The organism is Thermoactinomyces vulgaris, from assembly GCF_005886755.1.
Taxonomy (GTDB): domain Bacteria; phylum Bacillota; class Bacilli; order Thermoactinomycetales; family Thermoactinomycetaceae; genus Thermoactinomyces; species Thermoactinomyces vulgaris.
On the sequence record NZ_CP039710.1, the window covers coordinates 1,262,709 to 1,279,180 of the forward strand.

Consider the following 16,472-nt stretch of genomic DNA (forward strand, 5'->3'; position numbering starts at 1 on the left):
TTTTTAAGATGGATCGGACTCTTCGGGTTTTCCGCGATTCATTCCTCTTTCCGGTTTAAACCGGCCACTTTGACACCCAGGACGGCCAACAGGATCCCGATGACGGGAACTGTATAATTGAAAATCGCGTAGGGAGCATATTGAAAGGTGTTCACGCCCAAGGTGGAGGTGATGAAAACACCGCAAGTGTTCCATGGCACCAGTGCGGATGTGACCGTGCCCCCGTCTTCCAGCGCACGGGACAGGTTTTTGGAATGAAGGTTTCTTTTTTTGTAAGCGCTTGCAAACATGCGGCTCGGAAGCAGAATGGAAATATATTGTTCCGCGGCGGTGACATTGGTGACAAAGCTTGAAAGAATGGTGGTTGGAATCAGGCTTTTTGCCGATTTGGCCAATTTCAGGATTTGATTGACAAGGGCTTTTTGCATGCCGGTGGATTCCATGATTCCCCCGAATGTCATGGCCACAATGGTCAGGGAGACGGTATACATCATGCTCTCGATTCCGCCGCGGTTAAACAATTCATCGACCCATGCCTGTCCCGATTCAATGGTGTAGCCGTCATACATGGCCCGGATCGCATCGCCGGCCGGATCTCCCTGGACAAAGACCTGGCAGATGAATCCCGACAAAACCCCCACCGCCAAAGCAGGCAACGCCGGAACTTTTTTGGCCACCAGAAAAATGACCAGCATGGGAACCAATAAGAGCCAGGGCGAAATGACAAAATGTTTTTCCAAAGTGGAAATCATGGTCTGGATATTTCCATCCTGGATGTTGTGGGCGCTGAACTGCATTCCTGCAAAAAAATAGAAGGACAGCGCGATGACAAGTCCCGGAATGGTGGTGTAAAACATATGCCGGATATGTTCGAACAAATCGGTTTCCGTCACCCCCGAAGCCAAATTGGTTGTATCGGAAAGTGGGGACATTTTATCGCCGAAATAGGCTCCGGATATGATGGCTCCCGCCACGAAAGGGGCCGGAATGCCCATGCTGATCCCGATTCCCATGCCGGCGACGCCGATGGTCCCCATCGTGGACCAGGAACTGCCGATCGCAAGGGACACGACACAACAGATCAAACAGATGCTGACCAGAAAGAGGGAAGGGGTCATGATCTTCAGTCCGTAATAAATCAAAGAGGCGATAATTCCCCCGCCGATCCAAGTGGCGATGATCAGTCCGACCAGAATGATAATTAACATGGCGGGTAAAGCCAGGCGGATGCCTTGATACATCCCTTCCTCCATATTCTTCCATGAATGGCCGTGAAAGTGTGCGACCAGTCCGGCCGTGATGGTGCCGACGATCAGCGGGATGTGGGGGGTTCCTTCAAACCGGATGATCGTAACGGCCATGGTGACGATCATCACCAGAAGCGGGAACAATGCCCAAAGAAACGGAATATCCTGTTGCTTGGAATGCTTCATAAACTTCCTCCTTTGTTTCGCCTTGGATAAATGTTGATTTTTGGGGAATATCTATTAGTTTATAATAAATTAATTCAGAAATAAAATTTAGTTACGATCATTTAGCCAAGTCTTTTTTTTGTGGAAACGAAAAATATTGCATCAAAATCCACGCGTAAAAAAAAGAGGGCGGTTGCCCTCTCGTGTCGGATGGAAGCGCAGTTGCGCTGGTTATAAGAGGTTGCTGGTGGAGTTGCCGCTTCCACCGCAGATGGTTTGTGCATCTCCCAAGTTAATCGGGATTTGCAGGTTCAAGTTGATGAGACCGGCACTTTGAGCTCCGGTGGTGGCTCCGTTATTCACCCGGGCTTGGCATCCGCCGCGGCGGCGTCTGCGACGGTGTGGCACAACCACTACAACTTTCTTTCTTCTCGTGCAGCAGGACATACCGCGTCACCCCCTTTCACAAGGATTGCCGGACAAAGACGGGTCGGGAGAAGTGGATGTCAAATCAGGAAGGGAAGGGGGAGATGAACTCCCCCGGCATCATTCATCAGAGGAGATTGCTGGTCGAGTTACCTCTGCCGCCGCTGAAGGCCTGAGCATCTCCTAAGTTAATGGGTACTTGCACGTTCAGGTTGAGCAAGCCGGCACTTTGTGCACCGGTCCGGGGAGCGTTGTTGACGGATGCGCGTGCGCTGAAGGACCGGCGGCGTCTGCGGCGGGCTACAACGACCACGACTTTCTTTCTTGCATGGCAATGCATAAGCCTTGCACCTCCTTTCAGGGAAAATGATCACATTGGATTCGGATTACTCTTTCTTTTCAGAATCCGCAGCGGATTGCTTGGAGGAGAATTGTTGTTTGATTTGCTGTTCAATTTGCTTTTTTTGTTCTTCCGTCACCGGAACTTTTTTCGCGATGACATTGACCAGATTGGGAGCCAGGGATTGCATCAGGGATGCGCCGGTTGTCGTTCCTCCGTTTCCGTTGCCGATGAGGATCGACATCAACAGGTTGACGAGTGCCGTGATGAAATCAATGAGGATGCCTGTTGCATTCGCTACGGCTACTCTGGCAGATCCGGTGAGGGCTCCGGGCAAAGTCAGGATATAATTGAGAAAATCAATCGCGGTTTGTTGCGCTTCCACTTGTTGGGATTGCGGGACATTTTCCCGGATGGCTTCGTCCAAAATGGCGCGGATTTGTTCCAACTCTTCGGGGGTAAAGGAGTTTTTACTCATCCTGTTTCACCTCCTTTCAATGGGGTTCACAGAACTTACACGGCATTGGATACCGAGTTTTGGTCACTTTCATTCAACGATGTGGAATCACCTACATTGACGGGGATTTGGACGATGATATTAATCAGACCGCTGATCGCGCCATCGATGGTCGCGGCGTTGTTGACGGAGCTGTCTGCGGAGGAAGGGCGTGTCGGACGTCTTCGTTTTTTGCGGGGGGAAACGTTTTTTAGCAGAAGCAGTCTGCGGCAGTGCCTGCACAAAGTCGGTTTTTTCTTCCTTTTCCGGAGTTTCTTTCGCCGTCTATAACAGGTCATTGTTTGCGCCTCCTCTCGTCCGGGAGGGCGCCGATTTGTTTCGGTGCAAGACATCTTGTTGGATGAGTTGCTTTATCTTGTTTTTGGTCCCTGGTTGGAACACTTCTGCCAAATTGATTAAATTCTGCAGTTTTGGGGGGAGTTTTTCATCATCCAGACTTTTGATCAATAAGTTGTATATTTTCATTCTCATGATTTGTTCCATTTGTCCCGAAAGTTGATCGAGGTGTTTCCGGTTGCCATTCAATGACGACACCTCCTTGTTTTCAACTGGCATTCTTTGAAGTTACTATAGTATATTATTTGCTCGCAAAAAGGTGATTATATATTTTATAAATAGTTTAGTATCTTGGTAGAAAATAAAGCCGCCTTCCATTCGGAAAGCGGCTTTTCATCAGCCGGGGGTTTCCGTGAAATATTCCGGAAATTCCCGCATAAATGTTTGTACGACTTCCGGATATTCGTTTTCGGCGATTTCGAAGATTTCCTCCCCTGAATATTCAAAAAAGAACAGGGATTTGTCGGGATGATCCGGGTCATAATACATGGCCATGGTTCGCTGTTGATGGGTGAAAGTGGCGCCCAAAACCGCCAGGAATGTCCTTCCTTCCACTTCCAGCCGTTGGAAGAAAAGCGGTTCCAACTCTTGCAGAATCAAATCGCTGTAGGTTTCCCCCGGATAACGCAAGACCATTTCGTCTTCTTTTTCTTCTTCAATAATATAGATTTCTCTTTTTCGTTCTTTTTTCCACAACAGCAGCAAATGCTTGATTTCTTGATGGATGAAAACATATTGATAAGGCGTTTGAAAGCGGATGTTCAATGATTTTCTCCCCTGTTTTAAAATCGTACTCTTTTTATATTAAAACACGGACGAGCCTTAAAACAATGGACTGGCTTGAAGAAAAGGCCTGCGGAAATGCGGTTGCTAGAATCCGGCAGGCAACAGTATAATACCAACGTAAGGATTTATGAAAGGGACCATGATTGGGAAAAATGGAATGGGAGAAGGAGGGAAATCCATGAACACGTCCGGCAAGGAAACGCCCCGTAACCAGGAAAATGATTTTATTGACGCCGTGAAAGGTGCATTGGGAGCCGCCGGGGTTTTCTTATTGATCTTTATTATTTTAACTGCGATTGACTTATTGCGGTAAAATTTTTAAAAACGGGAGGGTCTGAGGCGGAATCCTCTCGTTTTTTTGTCGGGAACCGGAAGTGCCCGGTTTGCTCCCGGTTGGCAAAAGCAAAACCGTGAGATATACTTCAGAATGTGGCCAAACATTAAAAAAAGATTTTCTGTCTGACTGGTACCCGGTTATGTAAGGGGATACAGAAGGATGGAATACATAAATCATGAACCAGGGTTTGGCGTGTTTTTTGTGGTTATGACCAAGGATTGGGGGATTGCGGAATGAATGTTCATGAGTATCAAGGAAAGCAAATCCTGAAAAAATATGGCGTTCAGGTTCCGAACGGCTTTGTCGCGTTCACAGCCGATGAAGCGGTGGAAGCTGCGAAAAAGCTGGAAGGAGACCTGTGGGTTGTCAAAGCGCAAATTCATGCCGGGGGCCGCGGAAAAGCCGGTGGCGTGAAATTGGCCAAAAGTTTGGAAGAAGTCCGTCAATATGCGGATGAATTGCTCGGGAAGACGCTGGTGACCCATCAAACCGGTCCGGAAGGAAAAGAAGTCAAACGATTGTTAATTGAAGAAGGACTCCCAATTGAAAAAGAATATTATGTTGGAGTGGTGATTGACCGGTCCACCCAACGTGTCGTCATGATGGCTTCCGAAGAAGGAGGAACCGAGATCGAAGAAGTGGCCGCCAAAACTCCGGAGAAAATCTTTAAGGAAGTGATTGATCCGGCGGTTGGAATGATGCCGTTCCAAGCGCGCCGTTTGGCTTATTCGATCAACATCCCGCAAGAGAAAGTCAATAAAGCGGTAAAATTTATGTTGGGCCTTTATCAGGCGTTTGTCGACAATGATTGTTCCCTGGCGGAAATCAACCCGCTCATTACAACGAAAGACGGACGTGTCATGGCATTGGACGCGAAATTGAATTTTGATTCGAATGCATTGTTCCGCCATCCTGATATTTTAGAAATGCGCGACTTGGATGAAGAAGATCCGAAAGAGGTTGAAGCTTCCAAATACGATCTGAACTATATTGCACTCGATGGAAATATCGGCTGCATGGTGAATGGAGCCGGCTTAGCCATGGCCACCATGGACATCATCAAACATTATAACGGAGAACCTGCCAACTTCCTGGATGTCGGGGGCGGCGCAACCGCGGACAAAGTGCGGGAAGCTTTTAAAATTATTTTGTCGGATGAAAATGTCAAAGGAATCTTTGTCAATATTTTCGGCGGAATCATGAAATGTGACGTGATCGCCAGCGGAGTGGTGGAAGCGGCAAAACAAATCAAACTGGACCGGCCGTTGGTGGTTCGTCTGGAAGGCACCAACGTCGAACTCGGCAAGAAAATCCTGCAGGAATCCGGCCTGGAAATTGTAGCAGCCGATTCTTTGGCGGATGGCGCGCAAAAAATCGTGGAACTGGTGAAGTAAGATTTTGATGACAGATCGCCCGAGAAAGGTGGGAGTTTTAGATGAGTATTTTTGTAAATAAGGATACAAAAGTGATCATCCAGGGAATTACAGGGTCAACCGGATTGTTTCATACCAAACAGGCGATTGAGTACGGGACACAAGTGGTCGGCGGTGTCACCCCGGGGAAAGGGGGACAGGAGATCGAAGGAGTTCCCGTTTTCAACACGGTGCAGGAAGCCGTGGAAGCGACCGGGGCCAATGCTTCTGCGATTTATGTGCCTCCGGCCTTTGCAGCCGATGCCATCATGGAAGCGGTGGATGCCGGATTGGAGTTGGTCGTGTGCATCACCGAAGGCATCCCGGTATTGGACATGGTGAAAGTAAGACGGTACATGGAGGGGAAAAAGACACGCCTGATCGGCCCGAACTGTCCGGGTGTCATCACTCCGGGCGAGTGCAAAATCGGAATTATGCCGGGATACATTCATGTTCCCGGACATGTCGGGATCGTATCGCGGAGCGGAACGCTCACCTATGAAGCCGTCCATCAATTGAGCACACGCGGGATCGGCCAATCGACGGCAGTCGGCATCGGGGGCGATCCGATCAACGGGACAAACTTCATTGATTGTTTGAAAGCTTTTGAAGAAGATCCGGACACCAAAGCGGTGATCATGATCGGGGAAATCGGCGGTACGGCAGAAGAAGAAGCGGCCGAATGGATCAAAGCCCATATGACAAAACCGGTGGTCGGCTTTATCGGCGGACAAACCGCACCTCCCGGAAAACGCATGGGACACGCGGGTGCGATTATCTCCGGAGGAAAAGGAACCGCTGCCGAAAAAATTGCCACGTTGGAACGCTGTGGCGTAAAAGTGGCGGAAACACCGGCTGTCATCGGCGAAACCCTTGTGAAAGTCTTGGAGGAAAAAGGGTTGTTGGACGAAGTGACGGCAAAGTGATGAATGAAGGGAACCTTTTAGGTTCCCTTTTTTTATTGGGAAGGGCCGCGGCAGTGATGGTTTTTGGGGAAATCAGGATCCGGCGGAAGGAGAAATGGCGGGGAAATGGTACTTTGTAATATTGGAAAAAAGACCTGAACGCATCACAGGTGTCGACTTTAAGAAGATATTCATTTTCTTGCAAAAGAGGTGTTGGCCGTTGCATGCTTACTCTTGGCTGATCGCATTGGATCACATTCAGTCGGTGGGATGGCACACCATTCATTCATTGATTCAAGCGGGATGGAAACCGCAAGAGCCCGTGCCGGACGATTTATTGAACCGGTTGACGCGGTCCCAGGTGAGGCAAATAGTGATCAGGAAGGTGAAAAGCGAATTAACTTCCGCGTTGGTTGAAAAAGTGATGCGAAACCTGGGAAAAATGCAGATTCAGACCGTGACGTTTTTTGATCCGGCCTATCCTTCTTTGTTGAAAGAGATTGCCCAACCGCCGTGGGTGTTATATATTCGTGGGGATTCATCTTTGTTGGCGCAAAAATCGCTTGCCGTGGTTGGAACAAGAAAACCGACGCCTTACGGACTCCGGGCAACGCGGGAGCTGGTGACGCCGTTGGCGGAACGTGGGTGGACTATCGTCAGCGGGATGGCCAACGGAATCGACGGAGAGGCACACCGGTCCGCACTGCGGGTGGGAGGCAAAACCATTGCCGTTTTGGGGACGGGGGTGGATGTCATTTATCCCAAAAATCATCGCCGGCTTTATGAGCAGTTGGTGGAGCACGGGGCGGTAATTTCCGAAATGCCTCCCGGCACCCGGCCCCATCCCGGGGTCTTTCCCAGACGGAACCGGATTATCAGCGGCCTTTCGTACGGAACGCTGGTGGTGGAAGCTGCGGAAAAATCGGGGTCTTTGATCACTGCCGGGTTCAGCATGGAGCAAGGAAGGGAAGTTTTTGCGGTTCCGGGGATGATGACTTCCGTCCAAAGCCAGGGAACATTAAAACTGATCCAGGACGGGGCAAAATGCGTGCGCCAGCCGTCAGATATCCTGGAAGAGCTGGAGGGACTCCCTTTGACCGGCACCCTTCCGGACGGTTTGCATAATTTGAGTCCGATTGACTTAAATGATATAGAAGAGCAAATCTACGGACAAATTCCGTTGGATGAACCAATCCACATCAATCAGTTGTTGGAGCGGTTTGATCAACAAAGGGCTCCGGGAGAAATCCATCAGGCACTGGTCACCTTGGAGATGAAGCAGGTGATTGCCTCCCTTCCCGGAGCCCGGTATATCCGCAAGTGATGCAACAAAGCATCTTCAAACCAAGTGTCCGGAAGTTGAACACTTTGGTCACAATTTGGTATTGTATCAAATACGAGTGCAAATAAGAGAAGTGGCAAGAATGAGGGGAGGGCCATAGATGGCCGATTCACTAGTGATTGTTGAATCACCGGCTAAAGCCAAAACCATAAAAAAATATTTGGGAAGCAAATACATCGTGAAAGCTTCCATGGGACATGTGCGGGATTTGCCCAAAAGCCAGATGGGCGTCAATGTGGAAAAACAGTTTGAACCCAAATATATCACCGTCCGCGGAAAAGGGGATATCTTAAAAGAATTGCGTGATGCCAAGAAAAAAGTGGAAAAGGTCTATCTGGCGGCGGACCCGGACCGGGAAGGTGAAGCGATTGCCTGGCATCTGGCACACAGTTTGAATGTTCCGCTGGAGCAAAAATGCCGGGTCGTTTTCAATGAAATCACCAAACAAGCCGTCAAAGAAGCATTCAAGCATCCCCGGGAAATCAACATGGACTTGGTGAATGCCCAACAGGCGAGGCGGATTTTGGATCGGCTGGTGGGTTATAACATCAGCCCGCTGTTGTGGAAGAAGGTGAAAAAAGGCTTGAGTGCCGGACGGGTCCAATCGGTGGCGGTCAAGTTGATCATCGACCGGGAAAATGAAATCCGGGAGTTCAAACCAGAAGAGTACTGGACCGTGACGGCCGTTCTGTTAAGCGGCGAAGAGCCTTTTGAAGCCAAATTTTACGGTTACGGAAAAAAGAAAACGAAGTTGGGTTCCAAAGAAGATGTGGATCAACTGCTTGAAGCAATCAAGGGAAAGCGCTTCGTTGTCGAAGAGGTGAAAACCAGCGAACGCAGACGAAATCCGGCCGGCCCGTTTATCACGAGCACGTTGCAGCAGGAAGCCGCCCGGAAGCTCGGTTTTCGCGCCCAGAAGACGATGGCGGTCGCCCAGCAGTTATATGAAGGGGTGGACATTGGCAAACAAGGAACGGTGGGGCTGATCACCTATATGCGGACGGATTCCACCCGGATTTCGAAAACGGCCCAAAGCGAAGCGCGCGAATACATCACCGAAACATTTGGAGCGGAATACTTGCCGAAAACACCGCACTCGCACAAACAGAAATCGGGCGCGCAAGATGCCCACGAAGCGATTCGTCCGACCTCTGTCTTCCGGGTTCCGTCAGAAATCAAAAGTTATTTGTCCCGGGACCAATACCGGTTGTACAAATTGATTTGGGACCGTTTTGTGTCTTCTCAAATGGCGCCGGCCGTTTTTGATGCGGTTTCGGCAAATATTCGGGTCGGGGAAGCGTTGTTTAAGGCAAGCGGATCCAAAGTCAAGTTCCCGGGATTTATGAAAGTGTATGTGGAAGGCGAGGATCAGAAGAAAAAGGAAGAAGACAAGTTTTTGCCGGAGCTCGCCAAGGGGCAGGTGTTAAAGCGGAAGTCCGTTGAGCCCAAACAACATTTCACCCAACCTCCGCCCCGTTATACCGAAGCCAGCCTCGTCAAAGAGCTGGAAGATAAAGGGATTGGGCGCCCGAGTACTTACGCCCCGATTTTGGATACCATCCAGAAACGGGGATATGTCCTTCTGGAAGATAAACGTTTTGTTCCTTCCGAACTGGGGGAAATTGTGATTGATTTAATGCAGCAGTTTTTCCCGGAAATCTTAAATGTGGAGTTTACGGCCAATCTGGAAGAAGACCTGGACAAGGTGGAGGAAGGAAAAGCCGATTGGATTGAAATTTTGGACCGGTTTTATCATCCGTTTCAAAAACAGTTGTCCGTGGCGGAAAAAGAGATGGAAGAAGTGGAAATCCAAGACGAAGTGTCCGGGGAAGTCTGTGAAAAGTGTGGCAGCCCGATGGTATACAAGTTCGGCCGCTACGGGAAGTTTTTGGCTTGTTCCGCTTTTCCGGATTGCCGCAATACCAAACCGATTGTCAAATCGACCGGGGTCCCGTGCCCCAAATGCAAAGAAGGGGAAATCGTTGAACGGAAGAGCAAAAAATCCCGACTGTTTTACGGATGCAGCCGATACCCGGAATGCGATTTTGTTTCGTGGGACCGGCCGGTTCCCCGTCCATGCCCGAAGTGCGGGAACCTGATGGTGGAGAAAAAAGCAAAGAAAAAGCAGACCATGATTCGTTGTACCGTTTGTGATTATGAAGAAGAAAAAAATTGACGGAGGGGACGTAAAAAGATGACACAAGTGACTGTTGTGGGAGCGGGGTTGGCAGGAAGCGAAGCCGCTTGGCAAATCGCCGAGCGCGGAATCAAAGTGAAATTGTATGAAATGAGGCCCGTGAAAATGACACCCGCCCATCGCGGGGGGCAATTTGCCGAATTGGTGTGCAGCAACTCGTTGAGAAGCGCATCGTTGACCAATGCGGTGGGCGTGTTAAAAGAAGAAATGCGCCGCCTCCATTCCATTGTGATGAAAGCGGCAGACCGGCATGCGGTTCCGGCCGGCGGAGCGCTTGCCGTGGACCGGGAAAGTTTTTCGGAGGAAATCACCCAAACGCTTTCCCGCCATCCCAACATTGAAATTTATCATGAAGAAATCACCGAATTGCCCGAGGGGCCGACCGTGATCGCCACCGGTCCGCTCACATCCAAGACGCTGTCGGAAAAACTGAAGGCTTTGACCGGCGAGGAATATTTGTACTTTTATGATGCAGCGGCTCCCATTGTCGAAAAAGATTCAATCGATATGGAAAAAGTTTTTGTCCAGTCCCGTTATGATAAAGGGGAAGCCGCTTATATCAACTGTCCCATGACGGAAGAAGAGTTTGACCGTTTTTATGAGGCGTTGATTCAAGCGGAGACAGCGCCCTTGAAGGATTTTGAAAAAGAAATTTTCTTTGAGGGATGCATGCCGGTTGAAGTGCTCGCCAAAAGAGGGAAAAAAACATTGTTGTTCGGTCCCATGAAGCCGGTCGGGTTAACCGATCCGCGGACCGGAAAACAGCCGTTTGCCGTCGTGCAACTGCGGCAGGACAACAGTGCCGGCACCCTTTACAATATTGTCGGCTTCCAAACCCATTTGAAATGGGGGCCGCAAAAAGAAGTCATCCGGATGATTCCCGGTTTGGAAAATGCCGAGATCGTCCGGTACGGGGTGATGCACCGGAACACATTTATCAATTCACCCAAACTTCTTCTTCCCACCTATCAATTCAGGAAAAATGACCAACTGTTCTTTGCCGGCCAAATGACCGGAGTGGAAGGTTATGTGGAGTCGGCGGCGTCCGGTCTCATTGCGGGCATCAATGCCGCCCGTCTGGTAAAGGGGGAAGAACTGACGGTTCCGCCCCGGACGACAGCCATTGGAAGCCTGGCTCATTATATCACCCATACCGATCCGAAACATTTTCAGCCGATGAATGCAAACTTCGGATTATTTGAAGCTTTGCCCAAACGGATCCGCAACAAGAAAGAGCGGGCGGAAAAATACGCTGAACGCGCTTTGGAAAGTATTGAGGAATTTCGCAAACAAGTCCCCGTCTCTTCTTGATGCGGCATTTTCAAACGATCATGCATGATTGACGGGAAATTTCGATTGGCCCGGAAAAAGGGGGAACCAAGATTGGGAGATTTTCATGCAACGACCATCTTTGCCATACAGCATGAAGGAAAAGCGGCCATGGCCGGAGACGGTCAGGTGACTTTTGGCAATCAAATGATCATGAAACACGGCGCGAAAAAAGTGCGCCGCTTGTATCACGGAAAAGTGGTGGCCGGTTTTGCCGGATCCGTCGCGGATGCGATGACGCTGTTTGAGAAGTTTGAAAGGAAGCTGGAAGAATACCATGGGAACCTGGCGAGGGCAGCGGTGGAACTGGCCAAGGAATGGCGTTCCGATAAGGTTTTGCGGAAACTGGAAGCCATGATGATCGTGATGAACGTGGAGAAATTGTTTTTGATCTCCGGTACCGGTGAAGTGATCGAGCCGGATGACGGGATGTTGGCGATCGGTTCGGGAGGAAGCTTTGCATTGTCTGCCGGCAGGGCGTTGAAACGGTATGCGCCCCATCTGTCCGCAAAAGAAATGGCTGAAGCCGCATTAACCATTGCCAGCGAAGTTTGCGTGTTTACCAACAATCAAATTCTGGTTGAGGAGGTCTCATGATGGCGCCCGTGTACAACCCTCGAGAAAAATGGACTCCCCGGCAAATTGTTGCAGAATTGGATAAGTACATCATCGGGCAGAATGAAGCAAAACGCGCCGTTGCGATCGCTCTCCGGAACCGTTACCGCCGCACGCTGTTGCCGGATGAACTGAAAGATGAAGTGGTTCCCAAAAACATTTTGATGATTGGCCCGACAGGGGTGGGAAAAACCGAGATTGCCCGCAGGCTGGCGAAGTTGGTCGGTGCGCCTTTCGTCAAACTGGAAGCCACCAAATTCACCGAAGTGGGTTATGTCGGCCGGGATGTGGAATCCATGGTCCGCGATTTGGTGGAGACCGGGGTTCGCATGGTGAAAAAAGAAAAGTTGGAAAGTGTGAAGAATGAGGCGCGTGCCATGGCCAATGACCGGATTGTCGAAATTCTGGCCCCCGGCAAAAAGGCCGCGCCAACTTTTAAAAATCCGATTGAGTTTCTATTCCAACAAAATCAATCCTCCCCCCCGGCCAGTCAGACGCAACAGGATGAAAGCAAGCTGAAAGAAGACCGGCGAATCCTCAAGGAGAAGTTATTGCGCGGAGAACTGGAAGACCGCGTGATCGAAATCGAAGTGGAAGAGCAGGCTCCGGCCATGTTTGACATGTTTGCCGGAACCGGCGCGGAACAAATGGGAATGAACATGCAGGAGATGCTCGGGCATTTGATGCCGAAGAAAACCAAAAAGCGGAGAGTCACGGTGAAAGAGGCCCGCGAAATATTAACCCAGCAGGAAGGGCAAAAATTAATCGACATGGACCAAGTCACCCAGGAAGCTTTGGAACGGGTGGAGCAATCGGGAATCATCTTTTTGGATGAAATTGATAAAGTGGCCGGGAAGGACGGACATGGCCCGGATGTCTCCCGTGAAGGCGTGCAGCGCGACATTTTGCCGATCGTGGAGGGTTCGACGGTGATGACCAAATACGGGCCGGTGAAAACCGATCACATTTTGTTTATCGCCGCAGGGGCGTTTCATGTGTCCAAACCGTCGGATCTGATTCCCGAACTTCAGGGCCGCTTCCCGATCCGTGTCGAACTGAGCGATTTGACGGCCGATGATTTTGTAAGGATTTTAACCGAGCCCAAAAGCGCGCTGATCAAACAGTACACGGCGTTGTTGGAAACAGAGGGCATCCGGGTGACCTTCACCGATGAAGCCATCCGTGAGATTGCCCGCTTGTCGGCGGAAGTGAACAGCGCGACGGAAAATATCGGAGCCCGCCGTCTCCACACCGTTTTGGAGCGGTTGCTGGAGGAATTGTCCTTTGAGGCGCCTGAAATCGGAGCCGGCGAAATCAAGATCACACCGGAATATGTGAGAGAACGATTGCAAGATATAGTGAAAGACCGTGATTTGAGCCAGTATATATTATAAAGAAGGAAATTCGGCGTTTTTTTCGAATTGACGTGTCACGGGAGTTTTTTTCTTGCGATGGCTTTGATGAATATGGTATATTCATCAATGGTGTAAAACACACGTCAAGGAAAGCAGGCAGTGGTGCCATGTGAAAGTGGTTTCTGCTTGCGATGACTTTGGCGGAGGAATAACCAATAAGGAGGATTTTTTAAATGGCAGTTGTATCAATGAAACAATTATTGGAAGCTGGGGTTCATTTCGGTCATCAAACACGTCGTTGGAACCCGAAAATGAAAAAGTACATTTTCACGGAACGCAACGGCATTTATATCATTGATTTGCAAAAAACCGTGAAAATGATGGAGCAGGCTTACAATTTCGTTCGTGACCTGGCTGCAAATGACGGAAACATTTTGTTTGTTGGAACGAAAAAACAAGCACAAGAAGCTGTAAAAGAAGAAGCCACCCGTTCCAACATGTTTTATGTCAACCACCGTTGGTTGGGAGGAACCCTGACGAACTTCCAAACCATCCGCAAACGCATCGAACGCCTTCATGAATTGGAACGCATGGAAGAAGACGGCACCTTTGATGTATTGCCGAAAAAAGAAGTGGTTCTGCTGAAAAAAGAGCAGGCAAAATTGGAAAAATTCCTTGGCGGGATCAAATACATGAAAAAATTGCCGGATGCCATTTTTGTGATTGATCCGCGCAAAGAACGGATTGCGGTTGCTGAAGCCCGCAAGTTGAACATCCCGATCATTGCCATTGTGGATACCAACTGTGATCCGGATGAAATCGACTATGTCATTCCGGGGAACGACGATGCCATCCGTGCGGTTCGTCTTTTCACCGGAAAAATCGCCGATGCCATTCTGGAAGGAAAACAAGGGGAACAACAGCAACAACAGCAACCGAGCGAAACAACAACGGCTTCCTGACCGGAAAATGAAGAGGGTGGCATGACAGGGCTCATGCCGGCCCCCTCTTTTTATACGCTATACCAAAAAAGGAGGAGCATTCATGGCAATCAGCGCACAACAAGTAAAAGAACTGCGTCAAAAAACAGGCGCGGGAATGATGGATTGTAAAAAAGCTTTAACCGAAACCAACGGAGACATGGAAAAAGCGATCGAATATCTCCGTGAAAAAGGAATCGCCAAAGCGGCCAAAAAATCAGACCGCATCGCAGCGGAAGGGGTTGTTGAATCCTACATACATGCCGGAGGCCGGATCGGTGTTCTGGTGGAAGTGAACTGTGAAACCGATTTCGTTGCGAAAAACGAAGACTTTAAAAACTTTGTCCGGGATATCGCCATGCAAATTGCCGCAATGAATCCGCAATATGTACGCAGCGAAGAAATTCCGGAAAGCGTTGTGGAAAAAGAACGGGAAATTTTAAAACAACAAGCGCTTCAAGAAGGCAAACCGGAACACATTGTTGACAAAATGGTGGAAGGACGTTTGCAAAAACATTTCAAAGACATTTGCCTTTTGGATCAACCTTTTGTCAAAGACCCGGATAAAACCATCGATCAACTGGTAAAAGAAATGATCGCCAAGATCGGTGAAAACATCAATATCCGTCGTTTTGTGCGTTACGAAATGGGCGAAGGTCTCGAAAAACGTGAAGATAACTTTGCGGAAGAGGTTATGTCCCAAGTCAAGAAAGGTTGACAAATTACATGGGAACACGAACTTGGTGTTCCCATTTTTTTAGAAGTTCTTTGAACAAACTGGACAAGTTGTATGATTTGAAGGAAAATTCATCTATATTGATTGATTTTGTACGAACGGAGGAAAACGATGAGTACTCCCAAATATAAGCGAGTTATCTTAAAATTAAGTGGTGAAGCCTTGGCCGGAGAGCGGGGTTATGGAATTGATGCTAACGTGATCCAATCGCTGGCCAAACAAATCAAAGAAGTGGTCGAACTCGGTGTGGAAGTGGCTGTGGTTGTGGGAGGCGGCAATATTTGGCGCGGCATTCAGGGATCATCCCGCGGAATTGACCGGGCCACTGCCGATTACATGGGAATGCTCGCCACGGTGATGAACTCGTTGGCATTGCAAGATGCGTTGGAAAGCATCGATGTGCCGACCCGTGTGCAAACCGCCATTGAAATGCGACAAGTCGCCGAGCCGTATATCCGCCGGCGCGCCATTCGCCACTTGGAAAAAGGCCGGGTTGTGATCTTTGCCGGCGGAAACGGCAATCCGTTTTTCTCGACGGATACGACCTCGGCGCTCAGAGCGGCTGAGATCGAAGCAGAAGTCATTTTGATGGCCAAAAACAATGTGGATGGCGTTTACACTGCAGATCCCAAGAAAGAGCCGACCGCCAAAAAATATGATACGCTGACTTATCTGGAAATCTTGAACAAAGGCTTGAAAGTAATGGATTCCACAGCTTCGTCCTTGTGTATGGATAACGACATTCCGCTCATTGTTTTTAATATCTCCGAAGAAGGAAACATTCGGCGTGTGCTTTTGGGAGAGCAAATCGGAACATTGGTAAAAGGGAGTGTGTAAGCATATGGATGAAGTAAAAAAGCAAGCTCAGGAGAAGATGGAAAAGGCACTGCAAGTCTTAAAAAAAGATTTGGTTTCAATTCGTGCCGGACGGGCCAATCCTTCATTGTTGGATAAAGTGGTCGTGGAATATTACGGTTCGGAAATGCCCGTGAACCAAGTCGCCAATATTTCCACTCCGGATCCCCGCACCTTGCTGATCCAACCGTGGGACAAATCGGTATTGCCGGAAATTGAACGCGGGATTTTAAAATCCGAGCTTGGGTTGAACCCCAACAATGACGGTTCCGTGATCCGCATCACCATCCCGGCTTTGACAGAAGAACGGCGCAACGAATTGGTCAAACTGGTCCGTAAAACAGGCGAAGATGCCAAAGTGGCGATTCGCAACATCCGTCGTGATGCCAACGACACATTGAAAAAAATGGAGAAAAACGGGGAGATTCCGGAAGACACCCTGCGCCGTGGCCAAGATGAAGTCCAAAAACTGACGGATCAATATATTAAAAAAGTGGATGATGTGGTTGCGGACAAAGAGAAAGAAATTCTGGAAATCTGAGGAATGATCTCATCGGGTGAAAACCCCTTCTTCACAGAGGGGGTTTTCTGG

Annotated in this window: 18 protein-coding genes; 12 read left to right on the forward strand and 6 right to left on the reverse strand. The window is 49.2% G+C overall.

Annotated elements, in window-relative coordinates; translation table 11 throughout:
* Positions 1-38: 38 nt before the first annotated feature.
* From nhaC to FA954_RS06575, 6 genes are all read right to left on the reverse strand, one after another.
* Positions 39-1,433, reverse strand: coding sequence for a Na+/H+ antiporter NhaC (gene nhaC / locus FA954_RS06550; protein ID WP_121874241.1), 1,395 nt, complete (start codon positions 1,431-1,433; stop codon positions 39-41).
* Positions 1,434-1,643: 210 nt separating this feature from the next.
* Complete coding sequence (locus FA954_RS06555) at positions 1,644-1,859, reverse strand: hypothetical protein (protein ID WP_037997249.1); 216 nt, start codon at positions 1,857-1,859, stop codon at positions 1,644-1,646.
* A 365-nt stretch (positions 1,860-2,224) separates the two neighbouring features.
* A complete protein-coding gene (locus tag FA954_RS06560; RefSeq protein ID WP_037997244.1) occupies positions 2,225-2,656 on the reverse strand; it encodes a hypothetical protein in 432 nt (143 codons plus the stop codon).
* A 35-nt stretch (positions 2,657-2,691) separates the two neighbouring features.
* Positions 2,692-2,973, reverse strand: a complete 282-nt coding sequence (locus FA954_RS06565) for a hypothetical protein (RefSeq protein ID WP_037997241.1) — start codon at positions 2,971-2,973, stop codon at positions 2,692-2,694.
* Positions 2,960-3,220, reverse strand: a complete 261-nt coding sequence (locus FA954_RS06570) for a hypothetical protein (protein WP_037997239.1) — start codon at positions 3,218-3,220, stop codon at positions 2,960-2,962. Before FA954_RS06570 ends, FA954_RS06565 begins: the two co-directional genes overlap by 14 nt.
* Positions 3,221-3,367: 147 nt before the next feature.
* Positions 3,368-3,796, reverse strand: a complete 429-nt coding sequence (locus FA954_RS06575; protein WP_037997237.1) for a hypothetical protein — start codon at positions 3,794-3,796, stop codon at positions 3,368-3,370.
* Between the two features lie 199 nt (positions 3,797-3,995).
* Here FA954_RS06575 and FA954_RS13970 point away from each other — a divergent pair, with 199 nt between their 5' ends.
* The 12 genes from FA954_RS13970 to frr all read left to right on the forward strand — a co-directional run bounded on the left by FA954_RS13970 (position 3,996) and on the right by frr (position 16,421).
* A complete protein-coding gene (locus tag FA954_RS13970; protein ID WP_255347202.1) occupies positions 3,996-4,130 on the forward strand; it encodes a hypothetical protein in 135 nt (44 codons plus the stop codon).
* A gap of 257 nt (positions 4,131-4,387) precedes the next feature.
* Positions 4,388-5,548: an ADP-forming succinate--CoA ligase subunit beta gene (gene sucC / locus FA954_RS06580; RefSeq protein WP_037997232.1), complete on the forward strand. Its 1,161-nt coding sequence runs from the start codon at positions 4,388-4,390 to the stop codon at positions 5,546-5,548.
* Between the two features lie 41 nt (positions 5,549-5,589).
* Positions 5,590-6,492 (forward strand): succinate--CoA ligase subunit alpha, encoded by a 903-nt coding sequence (sucD, locus tag FA954_RS06585; RefSeq protein ID WP_037997229.1) that lies wholly within the window; start codon positions 5,590-5,592, stop codon positions 6,490-6,492.
* A 199-nt stretch (positions 6,493-6,691) separates the two neighbouring features.
* Entirely contained in the window at positions 6,692-7,795 is a 1,104-nt protein-coding gene (gene dprA, locus FA954_RS06590) for a DNA-processing protein DprA (protein ID WP_049720238.1), read from the forward strand.
* A gap of 118 nt (positions 7,796-7,913) precedes the next feature.
* Positions 7,914-9,989, forward strand: coding sequence for a type I DNA topoisomerase (gene topA / locus FA954_RS06595; protein ID WP_037997223.1), 2,076 nt, complete (start codon positions 7,914-7,916; stop codon positions 9,987-9,989).
* Between the two features lie 18 nt (positions 9,990-10,007).
* Entirely contained in the window at positions 10,008-11,321 is a 1,314-nt protein-coding gene (gene trmFO, locus FA954_RS06600) for an FADH(2)-oxidizing methylenetetrahydrofolate--tRNA-(uracil(54)-C(5))-methyltransferase TrmFO (RefSeq protein WP_037997220.1), read from the forward strand.
* 72 nt (positions 11,322-11,393) lie between these two features.
* The gene (gene hslV / locus FA954_RS06605; RefSeq protein ID WP_037997217.1) at positions 11,394-11,936 is read left to right on the forward strand and encodes an ATP-dependent protease subunit HslV; all 543 of its coding nucleotides are present in this window, start codon (positions 11,394-11,396) and stop codon (positions 11,934-11,936) included.
* Complete coding sequence (gene hslU / locus FA954_RS06610; RefSeq protein WP_138614940.1) at positions 11,936-13,348, forward strand: ATP-dependent protease ATPase subunit HslU; 1,413 nt, start codon at positions 11,936-11,938, stop codon at positions 13,346-13,348. Before hslV ends, hslU begins: the two co-directional genes overlap by 1 nt.
* Positions 13,349-13,542: 194 nt before the next feature.
* Positions 13,543-14,271, forward strand: a complete 729-nt coding sequence (gene rpsB, locus FA954_RS06615) for a 30S ribosomal protein S2 (RefSeq protein WP_037997210.1) — start codon at positions 13,543-13,545, stop codon at positions 14,269-14,271.
* Between the two features lie 82 nt (positions 14,272-14,353).
* Positions 14,354-15,007: a translation elongation factor Ts gene (gene tsf / locus FA954_RS06620; protein WP_049720233.1), complete on the forward strand. Its 654-nt coding sequence runs from the start codon at positions 14,354-14,356 to the stop codon at positions 15,005-15,007.
* Between the two features lie 129 nt (positions 15,008-15,136).
* On the forward strand, positions 15,137-15,862 hold the full coding sequence (gene pyrH / locus FA954_RS06625) for a UMP kinase (RefSeq protein WP_037997206.1): 726 nt from the start codon (positions 15,137-15,139) through the stop codon (positions 15,860-15,862).
* 4 nt (positions 15,863-15,866) lie between these two features.
* On the forward strand, positions 15,867-16,421 hold the full coding sequence (gene frr, locus FA954_RS06630) for a ribosome recycling factor (protein ID WP_037997203.1): 555 nt from the start codon (positions 15,867-15,869) through the stop codon (positions 16,419-16,421).
* Positions 16,422-16,472 lie beyond the last annotated feature (51 nt).

Coding starts and splice junctions, on each gene's coding strand:
- hslU (WP_138614940.1), top strand. CDS start 11,936: ATGGCGCCCGTGTACAACCCTCGAGAAAAATGGACTCCCCGGCAAATT.
- frr (WP_037997203.1), top strand. CDS start 15,867: ATGGATGAAGTAAAAAAGCAAGCTCAGGAGAAGATGGAAAAGGCACTG.
- nhaC (WP_121874241.1), bottom strand. CDS start 1,433: ATGAAGCATTCCAAGCAACAGGATATTCCGTTTCTTTGGGCATTGTTC.
- tsf (WP_049720233.1), top strand. CDS start 14,354: ATGGCAATCAGCGCACAACAAGTAAAAGAACTGCGTCAAAAAACAGGC.
- pyrH (WP_037997206.1), top strand. CDS start 15,137: ATGAGTACTCCCAAATATAAGCGAGTTATCTTAAAATTAAGTGGTGAA.
- trmFO (WP_037997220.1), top strand. CDS start 10,008: ATGACACAAGTGACTGTTGTGGGAGCGGGGTTGGCAGGAAGCGAAGCC.
- sucD (WP_037997229.1), top strand. CDS start 5,590: ATGAGTATTTTTGTAAATAAGGATACAAAAGTGATCATCCAGGGAATT.
- topA (WP_037997223.1), top strand. CDS start 7,914: ATGGCCGATTCACTAGTGATTGTTGAATCACCGGCTAAAGCCAAAACC.
- FA954_RS06555 (WP_037997249.1), bottom strand. CDS start 1,859: ATGTCCTGCTGCACGAGAAGAAAGAAAGTTGTAGTGGTTGTGCCACAC.
- FA954_RS13970 (WP_255347202.1), top strand. CDS start 3,996: ATGAACACGTCCGGCAAGGAAACGCCCCGTAACCAGGAAAATGATTTT.
- FA954_RS06560 (WP_037997244.1), bottom strand. CDS start 2,656: ATGAGTAAAAACTCCTTTACCCCCGAAGAGTTGGAACAAATCCGCGCC.
- FA954_RS06565 (WP_037997241.1), bottom strand. CDS start 2,973: ATGACCTGTTATAGACGGCGAAAGAAACTCCGGAAAAGGAAGAAAAAA.
- sucC (WP_037997232.1), top strand. CDS start 4,388: ATGAATGTTCATGAGTATCAAGGAAAGCAAATCCTGAAAAAATATGGC.
- rpsB (WP_037997210.1), top strand. CDS start 13,543: ATGGCAGTTGTATCAATGAAACAATTATTGGAAGCTGGGGTTCATTTC.